This window comes from Kandleria sp., from assembly GCF_017934775.1.
In the GTDB taxonomy this organism is placed as follows: Bacteria; Bacillota_I; Bacilli_A; order Erysipelotrichales; family Coprobacillaceae; genus Kandleria; species Kandleria vitulina.
In genome coordinates this window covers 1-11,872 of sequence record NZ_JAGBIX010000087.1, presented here as the reverse complement: position 1 = coordinate 11,872, position 11,872 = coordinate 1, and the positions used below count along the sequence as shown (strand labels likewise).

The 11,872-nt window shown below is 36.1% G+C and carries 7 protein-coding genes; all 7 read right to left on the bottom strand.

Annotation, left to right across the window (positions count from 1 at the left end):
* Nucleotides 1-148: 148 nt before the first annotated feature.
* Nucleotides 149-1,600, bottom strand: a complete 1,452-nt coding sequence (locus tag J6L95_RS09305) for a glutamate synthase subunit beta (protein WP_029071151.1) — start codon at nucleotides 1,598-1,600, stop codon at nucleotides 149-151.
* An 8-nt stretch (nucleotides 1,601-1,608) separates the two neighbouring features.
* A complete protein-coding gene (gene gltB / locus J6L95_RS09300; protein WP_287458931.1) occupies nucleotides 1,609-6,114 on the bottom strand; it encodes a glutamate synthase large subunit in 4,506 nt (1,501 codons plus the stop codon).
* 19 nt (nucleotides 6,115-6,133) lie between these two features.
* On the bottom strand, nucleotides 6,134-8,230 hold the full coding sequence (locus J6L95_RS09295; protein WP_287458930.1) for a glutamine synthetase III family protein: 2,097 nt from the start codon (nucleotides 8,228-8,230) through the stop codon (nucleotides 6,134-6,136).
* A gap of 217 nt (nucleotides 8,231-8,447) precedes the next feature.
* Nucleotides 8,448-9,809, bottom strand: a complete 1,362-nt coding sequence (locus tag J6L95_RS09290; protein ID WP_287458929.1) for a macrolide family glycosyltransferase — start codon at nucleotides 9,807-9,809, stop codon at nucleotides 8,448-8,450.
* A complete protein-coding gene (locus J6L95_RS09285; protein WP_287458928.1) occupies nucleotides 9,809-10,015 on the bottom strand; it encodes an AbrB/MazE/SpoVT family DNA-binding domain-containing protein in 207 nt (68 codons plus the stop codon). Before J6L95_RS09285 ends, J6L95_RS09290 begins: the two co-directional genes overlap by 1 nt.
* A 69-nt stretch (nucleotides 10,016-10,084) precedes the next feature.
* Entirely contained in the window at nucleotides 10,085-10,720 is a 636-nt protein-coding gene (locus J6L95_RS09280) for a GyrI-like domain-containing protein (protein WP_287458927.1), read from the bottom strand.
* 184 nt (nucleotides 10,721-10,904) lie between these two features.
* Nucleotides 10,905-11,390, bottom strand: a complete 486-nt coding sequence (locus tag J6L95_RS09275) for a GNAT family N-acetyltransferase (protein ID WP_287458926.1) — start codon at nucleotides 11,388-11,390, stop codon at nucleotides 10,905-10,907.
* Nucleotides 11,391-11,872: the final 482 nt, after the last annotated feature.

The following is an 11,872-nucleotide window of genomic DNA, read 5'->3' as shown; positions in this document are numbered from 1 at the left end:
ATAATTGTTCTTGTAATTAGGTGTATTTGTATTGTTATTTTTCATAGCCTAATTATATCAAAAAAGGTGGCATTCCTCATCACTTATGAGGATGCCACCATTTTTTATTTGAGTGCTGTATTTATTTCGTTACAGCTTCTTACATAAATTATCTCATTGTAGAATAACCCATTAAATAGTCATCAACGCTCTTAGCGCAGCCTCTACCTTCTGTAATTGCCCATACGACAAGAGACTGTCCACGACGTCCATCACCAGCCGCAAAGACTTTAGTGTCTCCGCACTGATAGTTATCTTTAGCGTCAATTGTATTACGTTTAGTGACATTTAAGTTGAAAGCTTTTGAAACGTAGCCATTGATGCCGACAAATCCAGCCGCAATGATCAATAGATCACAATCCAATGTTTTTTCGCTGCCTGGTACTTCTACAATCTTACCTGCTTCAAAGCGTACCTGTACTGTAACGATTTTCTTGATTGCGCCTTTTTCTTCAATAACTTCCTTAACAGTAGTTTCATAGACACGAGGGTCATGTCCAAAGACTGCAATAGCTTCTTTCTGCCCATAGTCAGTCTTCTTGACATTTGGCCATTCTGGCCATGGATTATCTGCTGTACGTTCTAGTGGTGGTTCTCCCATCATTTCTAGCTGTACAACGCTTTTGGCATGCTGACGGATGGCTGTAGCGACACAGTCATTTCCTGTATCCCCACCACCAACGATAACGACATGTTTACCTTTTGCTTCTGTGTCATCTTTTTTAGCCAATACGTTCTTTGTAGAGGCAGTAAGATAGTCTACGGCGTAATGTACACCTTTTGTCTTTAAAGAGACACCTTTAAGCTTACGTGGTTCTTTTGCACCTACGCATAATACGACTGCATCATAATCATCTAATAATGCTTTTACTTTTACATCTTTACCAACATTAGCTGAAGTAATGAAATGTACGCCTTCTTCTTCCATGATCTTAACACGACGGTCGATGACAGACTTATCAAGTTTCATATTAGGGATACCATACATTAATAATCCCCCAACACGGTCTTCTCTTTCATAGACATCGACACTGTGTCCACGATGATTTAATTCATCAGCGCAGGCAAGACCTGAGGGCCCACTTCCGATCACAGCGACTTTCTTTCCGCTTCTCTTAGCAGGAATTCTTGGTTTCATTAGCCCAGCTGCATAGGCTGATTCGATAATATAGTTTTCGTTGTCATGGATAGTGACACTTTCCCCATCAACACCGTTTAAGCATGCTTTTTCACATAGAGCAGGACATACTCTTGATGTAAATTCTGGGAAATTGTTTGTCTTTAACAGACGAGATAAGGCATGGACAAGATGTCCATGATAGATTTCATCATTCCATTCTGGAATGAGGTTATGTAATGGACATCCGACCACTCTATTTTTTATTGACAAGGCAGACTGACAATATGGTACCCCACAGTCCATACAGCGTGCCGCCTGGTTCTTTCTTTCTTCACTATTTAAAGTTGAATGGAATTCAAAGTAATCTTTGATTCTTTCATCAATATCCCTTTCAGGATTTGCACATCTTTCGTATTCTAAGAAACCAGTTGGTTTTCCCATACTGACACCTACCCTTCTAAGCTTACTTTTTTGTAAGCTTCCATTAAGGCATTTTCATGCGAAATACCCTGTTCTTCAAAATGACCAATTAATTTAATGACCTTGGCATAGTCATTTGGCACAATCTTCTTGAAGTCAGTAATATAGTCATCGAAATGATCAAGAATTTCTTTTGCTTTTGGAGAATTTGTTTCTTTATAGTAGTCCTTAATCAAATCAAGTAATTCCTGTTTATCATATTTTTCTGTTACTTCGTACATTGTAACCATATCTTTATTTAATTTTAAGTAAAGTGTATGATCTTGATCTAATACATAAGCAATACCGCCACTCATACCAGCTGCAAAGTTCTTACCTGTATTACCTAAGATAACAGCTTTACCACCTGTCATATATTCAAGACCGTGGTCACCGCATCCTTCGCTGACAGCGATAGCACCTGAGTTTCTGACACAGAAACGTTCACCAGCTACCCCTTCAAAGTATGCTTTACCGCTTGTTGCACCATATAAGGCAACGTTACCGATAATGATGTTTTCTGATGGTTCAAAGCTTGAAGATTCATCAGGTGTGATAACGATCTTACCACCTGATAATCCTTTACCTACACCATCGTTGGCATCACCGTGTAAGTTGATTGTTACACCATTTGGCAAGAAGGCACCAAGTGACTGACCTGCTCCACCATAGGCATTAATCTTATAGAAATCTTCTGGTAATGATTTCTTGTATTTATTGGCAACCACTGAACCGAACTGAGCACCAAATGAACGGTCTGTTGATGTAATGTCTACATCAATAGTTAATGATGACTTGCGTTCAACAGCGTTCTTGAACATTGGAATCAATACTTTTTCATCTGCAGTTGTTTCAAGCTTGAAGTCGTATGCAGATTTAGGATTGAAGTGGTTGATTGAAGATGAAGCATATGTATCATCCAATAATTCTTCAAAGTTCATCTGAGCAGCTACATCGTTAGAGAAACGTGGTTCTAAGAAATCAGTATGACCGACCATTTCATCAACAGTCTTGAATCCTAATTCTGCCATGATTTCACGTACTTCTTCTGCAATGAACATCATGAAGTTGATAACGTGTTCAGGTTTACCCTTGAAACGTTTTCTTAATTCTTCATTCTGAGTCGCAACCCCGAATGGACATGTATCTTTTGAGCAGACTCTCATCATCATACATCCCATTGATACTAATGCAGTAGTAGCGAAACCGAATTCTTCTGCACCTAATAATGCAGCGATTACAACGTCACGACCACTCATTAATTTACCATCAGTTTCAACGATGACATGATCTCTTAAGCCGTTTTCTACTAATGCCTTATGTGCTTCCGCAACACCCTGTTCCCAAGGTAAACCAGCATGGTGGATAGAACTGATTGGAGCAGCTCCAGTACCTCCATCGTAACCTGAGATAAGGATAACCTGAGCACCAGCTTTAGCAACACCAGAAGCGATAGTTCCTACACCTGCTTCTGATACAAGCTTAACTGAGATTCTAGCTCTCTTATTGACATTCTTTAAGTCGTAGATTAACTGTGCAAGATCTTCAATTGAGTAAATATCATGATGTGGTGGTGGTGAAATTAATGATACACCCGGAGTTGAACATCTTGTCTTAGCAACCCATGGATAAACTTTCTTACCTGGAAGGTGTCCACCTTCACCAGGCTTAGCACCCTGAGCCATTTTGATCTGGATTTCAGAAGCACTATTCAAGTAAGCTGAAGTAACACCGAAACGTCCTGATGCAACCTGTTTGATTGCACTGTTTCTAAGTGTTCCGTAACGATCTTCGTCTTCTCCACCTTCACCAGTGTTGCTCTTTGCATGAAGCTTGTTCATGGCAATAGCCATTGTTTCATGCGCTTCTTTAGAAAGTGAACCATAACTCATGGCACCAGTCTTAAATCTCTTAACGATTTCACTAGCACTTTCTACTTCTGTAATTGGGACAGGTTTTCTATTTTTCTTGAATGTAAGCTGAGAACGTAATGTATGAGGACGTTCAGGATCATCAATCATCTTAGTGTAATCCTTGAACTTCTTATAATCACCATTTCTTACAGCTTCCTGTAAAGTTGTGATAGCTTCTGGTGTATAAAGATGATCTTCTTTATCGTCACCGCTTCTTAATGAATGCATACCAATTGAATCAAGTGAAGCATCTACACCTAATCCCATTGGATCGAAGGCATGATCATGTCTTTCAACAACATCTTCTTCGATTTCTTTTAAGTGGATACCGCCAACTTTAGATACGATACCTGTGAAGTATTCATCGATGACTTCTTGAGATAAGCCAACTGCTTCAAAGATATGTGCTGACTGATATGACTGTAATGTAGAAATACCCATCTTAGCCATAACTTTAACGATACCGCCTAAGATTGCATTATTAAAATCAGCAACTGCAGTATAGTAATCTTTATCTAATGTACCAAGCTTGATTACTTCTTCGATACATTCATGTGCTAAATATGGATGAATAGCACGAGCACCGAAACCTAATAATGTTGCAAACTGATGAACATCTCTAGGTTCTGCTGATTCAAGAATCAATGATACAGCTGTACGTTTCTTAGTACGTACTAAATGCTGTTCTGCTGAAGATACAGCTAATAATGAAGGAATAGCCACATGGTTTTCATCGATGCCTCTATCACTTAAGATGATGATATTAAAGCCTTCATTGTAGGCTTTATCAATCTTAAGATTTAATGCATCAAGAGCTTTCTTCAATGAAGTATGTTTATAGTAAAGTAAAGAAATAGTTGTAGTCTTGAAACCTTCCTGGTTTAATTTCTTGATCTTTAATAAATCAACACCAGTTAAGATTGGGTTATTTAATTCAAGAACACGACAGTTGTCGCTCTTTTCCTGAAGAAGGTTACCATCACTTCCGATATAGACTGTTGTGTCAGTAACAATCTTTTCTCTTAGTGAGTCAATTGGTGGGTTTGTAACCTGTGCAAAGAGCTGTTTGAAGTAGTAGAACAATGGCTGATGTTTCTTTGAAAGAATAGCTAATGGAATATCATGTCCCATTGAAGCAGTTGGTTCTTTACCATTCATAGCCATTGGGATAATGCCGTTCTTGACATCTTCATAAGCCCAACCGAAGACCTTATATAATTTGTCTCTTTCTTTTTGTGTATGTGATGGCACCTTCTGATTAGGAATCTTAAGATCTCCTAAATGAAGAAGATGACGATCTAGCCATTCACCATAAGGTTTACGTGTAGCATAAGCTGTCTTTAATTCATCATCAGAGATGATACGTTTTTTCATTGTATCAACAAGTAACATCTTACCTGGTTCAAGTCTTGATTTCTTGATGATATGTTTTGGATCAATGTCTAATACACCAACTTCTGATGCAAGAATTAATCTGTGATCATCTGTTAAATAATAACGTGATGGACGAAGTCCGTTACGGTCAAGAGTTGCTCCTAAGATATCACCATCTGTATAAAGGATAGCAGCTGGTCCATCCCATGCTTCCATCATTGTTGCATAGTAATGATAGAAATCTCTCTTCTTAGATGACATGAATCTATTATGCTTCCATGGTTCTGGAATAAGTGTCATCATTGCTAATGGCAAGTCCATACCATTCATATATAAGAATTCTAATGTGTTATCCAACATGGCAGAATCGGAACCTGTCTTATGGATAACTGGAAGAATCTTATCCATATCTTCAGTAAGATAAGAAGAACTCATAGTTTCTTCTCTCGCTAACATTCTATCAGCGTTACCTCTGATTGTATTGATTTCCCCATTGTGGGCAATCATACGATATGGATGGGCACGTTCCCAAGATGGAACAGTGTTAGTAGAGAAACGTGAATGTACTACAGCGATAGCACTTGTGTAAGATGGATCTCTTAAATCATCATAGAAGGCTCTTAGCTGGGTAACAAGGAACATTCCCTTGTAAACGATTGTTCTTGATGATAAAGAACAGATATAAGTATTTTCAGATGATTGTTCAAATTCTCTTCGTACAACATAAAGCAAACGATCAAATGCAACACCACGTTCTACATCGCTAGGACGTTCAATGAATGCCTGTTCAATAGATGGCATGCAGTTTAAGGCAAGATCACCTAAAATTTCAGGATGAACAGGAACCTTTCTCCATCCTAAAAATTTTAGACCATTCTTTTCTACAATGACTTCGAATCTACGTTTAGCAAAGGTATTTTCTAATGAATCTTCTGGAAGGAAGAACATACCAATACCGTAGTCTCTTTCATCTTTAATTGTGATTGTTGATTTCTTTAATGCTTTTTTGAAGAAGGAATGCGAAATCTGAAGCAATATACCAACGCCATCTCCTACTTTTCCGCTCGCATCTTTACCTGCTCTGTGTTCGAGCTTTTCTACAATGTGTAAGGCATCATCCAATACTTGATAGTCTTTTTTACCATCAATGTTGACGATAGCACCAATACCACAGGCATCGTGATCTTGTAATGTATACTTTCTATTCATCTCTCGTATTCCTTTCTATTTATCTTAATGAGAATAGTAATTCATCATATGTTGGGTAATTTAATGCTTCACTTGGAATCTTAGATTCAGCAGTATCCACTGGTGTTCTTAATAGATTCATATCTTCTAAGATAACATCGTGATATAATCTTGCTTTTTCTAATGAATCATCAGTGTTTTCAGCTTTGATGATATCAGCTTCAAGTTTTTCTAAAGCTTCATCAATTGCAACTGAACAAGCATCTAATTCTTTTAATACACGTAATTCATATCCATGAACTGCGCCTAATAATTCTTTTTTCTGTAATAATTCTTTTTCTACACCTTTCATGTATTTAAATAATGAAGGAGTGAAATCACGTTTTACCATATCGATCATAGTTAATGCTTCGATATGAATTGTTTTTGCGTAGTTTTCTAGATAGATTTCATAACGTGAATCAATTTCTTCTTTTGTGAAGATGTGATATTTAGTAAATAAATCTACGTTCTTTGGATCTTTTAGCTGAGGTACAGCATCAGGCAATGATTTTAAGTTATATAAGCCTCTCTTTTCAGCTTCTTCAATCCATGCATCTGTATAACCGTTACCGTTGAATAAGATACGTTTATGTTCATCCAATGTTTTCTTTAATAACTTATAGATTTCTGCTTCCATATCTTCTTTAACATCTTTTAATGTTTCATAGATATCTTCAAGAGTTGAAGCAACAGCAGTGTTTAAGATGATATTTGGATCAGCTACTGATAATGCTGAACCTGGCATTCTGAATTCGAATTTGTTTCCAGTAAATGCGAATGGAGAAGTTCTGTTTCTATCTGTAGTATCTTTTACGAAGTTTGGAAGAACAGTAGCACCAATTGACATTTCAGTCTTTTCAGTAGTTCCTTCAAATGTTTCTGTATCGATAGAATGTAGAACTTTAGCAAGTTCATCACCTACATAAATTGAGACAACTGCTGGTGGTGCTTCGTTGGCACCAAGACGATGATCGTTACCAGCAGAGGCAACAGACACTCTTAATAAATCCTGATAGTTATCTACAGCGGCAATTGTAGCCATTAAGAACACTAGGAATGTGATGTTGTGATATGGATCGTCTCCTGGATCTAACAAGTTAAGTTTTGTGTTCGTTACAATTGACCAGTTATCATGTTTACCTGAACCATTGACACCTTCAAATGGTTTTTCATGTAACAAGCAAGCGAAGTGATGCTTATCTGCTACTTTCTTCATGATTTCCATAGTCAACTGGTTATGATCACAGGCGATATTAGCTGTTTCAAACACAGGTGCTAGCTCATGCTGAGCGGGAGCCACTTCGTTGTGTTTTGTTTTAGCTGGTACGCCAAGTTTCCATAACTCTTCATCAAGATCATGCATAAATGCTGCTACTTTTGGTTTTAACACACCAAAGTAATGATCTTCCATTTCCTGTCCTTTAGGAGCAGGTGCACCAAGCAATGTTCTTCCTGTTAATAATAAATCCTTTCTTTTCTTGTAAAGATCTTTATCAATAAGGAAGTATTCCTGTTCACTACCAATAGTTGTATCGATATGTGTTACATCCTTCTTTCCTAATAAATGCAGCACTTTTACAGCCTGTTCATTTAAGGCATCCATACTTCTTAGTAATGGTGTCTTCTTATCCAAAGCTTCTCCACTATATGAGCAGAATGCTGTTGGAATATAAAGAGACTTATCTTTAATAAATGCTGGAGAAGATGGATCCCATGCAGTATATCCTCTCGCTTCAAATGTTGCTCTTAAACCACCACTTGGGAATGAAGATGCGTCAGGTTCACCTTTCACAAGTTCTTTTCCAGAGAATTCCATAATGATTTCTCCATTTGATCTTGGCGATACAAATGAGTCGTGTTTTTCAGCAGTAACACCAGTCATTGGCTGGAACCAATGAGTATAATGAGTTGCCCCATTTTCAATAGCCCAGTTCTTCATAGCTGCCGCTACTGTATTGGCAACATCTATATCTAAAGATGCACCATACTTAGTTGTTTTATGTAAAGCCTTGTAAACGTCACTTGGTAATCTTTTCTTCATTACCGTGTCGTTGAAAACGAGACTTCCATACATATCAGGTATTGATTTGTCCATGCTTTTGCCCCCTCCTGAAGTGATAAGTATTTATCACTCTTTAATTTTCTCTCATTATACCTGTATACTACCTCCTGTCAACTATAAATTGAGTTTTTTGTACATCGATATTGGAATTTACTAAAAAATTAAATATTTACTTATTTTTAATACAAAAAGGCCCCCATCTTTTATAAAATGGGGATCTTTTTATCTTATTTTAATTTGGTATCCTTTTTTAATAATTTTTTATCATTTTATCATATTTTCTCATTTGCAACTTTTTTCTTACTGGAAATGAACAGAGAAAAGCAATAATGCCTATGATTAGGCCATATTTTCCTTTTAGAAGAAAAATCAAGAGAATAATAATCATCCAGTAGATAAGCTTTGTCTTCCTATTATACTTGTTTAATTCTTCGATAAGGTCTACTTCCTCTATCTTGTAAGGTGCCCCTTCAATATAATCTACTGCTTTCTTTACGCCTCCTGAGGATATGAAGTCTTGTCTATATTGCATGGCTGAAGATGCAAATTGTGGGTTATGTAAAACCTTCATAGCTGAAGAATGAATATCATCATCAAGCATAATGCCTGCTCCTATCTCTTTTGTACGTCTTGCTACAGCACGCTGCTCTGCAGTCTGTGGATACAATAACATCGGTGTTGCCATATAGAGACTCTCAGACACGCTGTTCATGCCACAGTGAGTAATAAACAGATTGGCTCTTGATAAGACTTCCAACTGATTAACAGATGGATAAATATGTACTTTTTCTTTATTGAAGTGTAATTGTTCAATAGGAACATTGTTTCCTACTGAGATGATAATGTCTACATCTTCATCTTGAAGACGATCAATACATTTCTGATAAAAATCTAATCGCTCATTAATGATTGTTCCCATTGAAATATAGATCAGAGCTCTTTCATGATGTTTGTCTAATGTATAATGATCAAACAAGGATGGTCCTACAAATTGATAATGTGATGAAAAGCTTTCTGCAAATGGCTGAAATGATTTTGAAGTATAGACCAGAGTATCTGTATGATTATCACTTGATACTAATGAAATCGCATTTTTGACATGGTATCCATACTGCTCTAGCTTTTTTAGTTCCTTTGATACTTTTGGTAAACCAAATATGATATCAGCAACTTCTTTAAATGATTGTTTCATGTAACTGATAGATAATTGATTGAAGGCAAAGGTGGTCGTTGAAACAACGTATGGGATATTATATTTCAGAGCACTTAGCTTTCCCCAAAAACATGCGGAATCGGTTATGATCAGATCTGGTTTTTCTTTCTTGAATTCTTCATTTAGAAAAGAATCCATTTCTATTGTGATATGAATAGATTGAATTGTCATCTCCGTAGTAGAGATATTCTTTAGCTTCTTTTCTTGTTTATTAGTAAGTGAAGATAGAAATCTATCACATGAAATATAGGTAGCTTTTGTACTTTCTATCTTTTCTTTAAAGAGATCAAATGAATAAAATCTTACATGATGACCACGTTCTACAAGTTCACGAGCAATGGGCAAAAAGGGATTCGTATGTCCGAATGCTGGAATACAGAAGAATGCAATGTTCTTCATCAGCCTTCACCTTCTTCAAACACTTTTTCAAACAGTGTCGTAAAAGCACCTTTTGGTGGTATCGCAATACCTTTCTCTTCATCTCCCAATAGCAACAATGTGTCACCTGGCTTAATCTGAAATAAATCTCTTGCCTGCTTAGGGATGACAATCTGCCCTTTTTCTCCTACAGTCGCAGTCCATGCGTATTTTCCATTCTTTTTCATATCTATCCCTCCAAAGTATGATTTGTATAACTAATTATACTTTTTATATTTAGAAAAGACCAGTGATTCTCACTGATCTAATTTTTTTATTGGATGACGTACAACCGTCTTGCGTTTTTCTTCAGCGACTTTTCTTGCATCGCTTAAATAGATTTCATGGTGTCTACGTTGATCATTTATGTCTAAGACATATTCATCTTTGATGAATTCATGCATCAATGATACGGTCGCAACTTCTTCATCATAGGAACCTATGTGCATGCACTGAACACATAGTCCTTCTTCATAGTGAAAGAATTCTATCTTTGAGAAATCCATTTTTTTCTTTTTAGAAGCACTCTCTTTGGCCCACTCTACATCTTCTTTAGTAATAAAGTCTGGTAGACGTATCACTGAGATCCACTGCAATTGATCTTTTTTATTATAATCCATGCCTTTTATATTTTCCTGCCACCAGAATCCTTCTAATGGTGGAACAACATAATCAAAGTAGCCTTCTATTTGATAATCTGTCTTCTTGCTCATCTTTAAAGTATAAGCTACACCGTAAAGAAGCGTAATGGACTGTTTATATTCTCCATCTTCTTTATTGGGATCTCCTTTTCCTCTTACGGCAATATAATTCATTGGTGGTACTTCTACAATACTTGGCTTTTTTTGTGGAATGTAGAATTCTTTATATTCTTTTTTATAGTCAAATGGCATAATGTTCACCTCTTCTTTTATTATAAAGAAACGTGAGTATGAATCCAATTGTTTCATTATGCTAATTGTTTTAAATCATTATTAAGAATTAAACACTATAACATTTTCTCTCATACTTTGATCAAATAGTACACGAGATAAGAAAAATAAGAAATCATTTATTTTAAAATAAAGAATATTCAAATCATAAAATCTTCTCCATCAAATAAAACTCACCCCTATGCCAATGTGCATGACCTCTTTTTATAAAACCGTTCTTCTCATAAAGACGTCTCGCATAAGGATTAAGTGAAAAGACATCTAATCTAATGGCATCATAGCCCATGTCTTTTGCTTGTTTTTCAATTTGTGATAATACTGTTTTACCAATCCCTTTTCCTTGTCTATTAGGAGATACGCATAAGCGATGAAGAACACAATAGTGATCTGTACTCCATTTAAATTGATTATAGTCTTCGTCGCATTCTTCATTGATTGAATAAACTGCGAGTAGTTCATCTTCTTCTGCTAGATAGAGATTATTATTCTTTATGTCTTCTTCAAAATCATTCTTATGTGGATAATACTCATTCCATTGATATATACCCTGTTTTCTCATTAATGTTTTTGCATCTTCAATTAATGTACATATACTAGGAAGATCCTGTATTGTTGCTTTTCTATAATTCATATTTATCCTCTTATTCTATGATATTTTATTTATCTTAGTTACATTCCGTAAGTGCTGATTCGAGAGATATTCTTTCTAAATCTTATATTTAATCTCCAGCAATGAAATTATCATACTTCAACAAAAAGCACCTGCAAATAATTGCAAATGCTTTTTAACCGAAATCAATTCGGCTTTCTCACTACTCGTATATTAACATATATCACAGAAAACCATAGAACCTCTATACTAAAAAAATAAGCTTTATTATTCATATAGGTATAAAAAATATCTAGTTTTATTTTAAAAGAGCACAAAATCATGAGTGCTCCTTTCGTGAACTACCACCCACCTAAAGGTAAGTGGCTTCTAAGAACCTGACGGTTCTATTTAAGAAGTTTGATATTTAAGTTTCCACCCGACAAGTCAGGCAATCCTTATTCTTACAGGCGTGTCCACTTCGCCTCTACCGTATAGGATGTTAACATCCACAACGCTACTTT

Excerpts from the sequence above, each read along its gene's own strand:
- J6L95_RS09305 (WP_029071151.1), bottom strand. The coding sequence starts at position 1,600 with ATGGGAAAACCAACTGGTTTCTTAGAATACGAAAGATGTGCAAATCCT.
- gltB (WP_287458931.1), bottom strand. The coding sequence starts at position 6,114 with ATGAATAGAAAGTATACATTACAAGATCACGATGCCTGTGGTATTGGT.
- J6L95_RS09295 (WP_287458930.1), bottom strand. The coding sequence starts at position 8,230 with ATGGACAAATCAATACCTGATATGTATGGAAGTCTCGTTTTCAACGAC.
- J6L95_RS09290 (WP_287458929.1), bottom strand. The coding sequence starts at position 9,809 with ATGAAGAACATTGCATTCTTCTGTATTCCAGCATTCGGACATACGAAT.
- J6L95_RS09285 (WP_287458928.1), bottom strand. The coding sequence starts at position 10,015 with ATGAAAAAGAATGGAAAATACGCATGGACTGCGACTGTAGGAGAAAAA.
- J6L95_RS09280 (WP_287458927.1), bottom strand. The coding sequence starts at position 10,720 with ATGCCATTTGACTATAAAAAAGAATATAAAGAATTCTACATTCCACAA.
- J6L95_RS09275 (WP_287458926.1), bottom strand. The coding sequence starts at position 11,390 with ATGAATTATAGAAAAGCAACAATACAGGATCTTCCTAGTATATGTACA.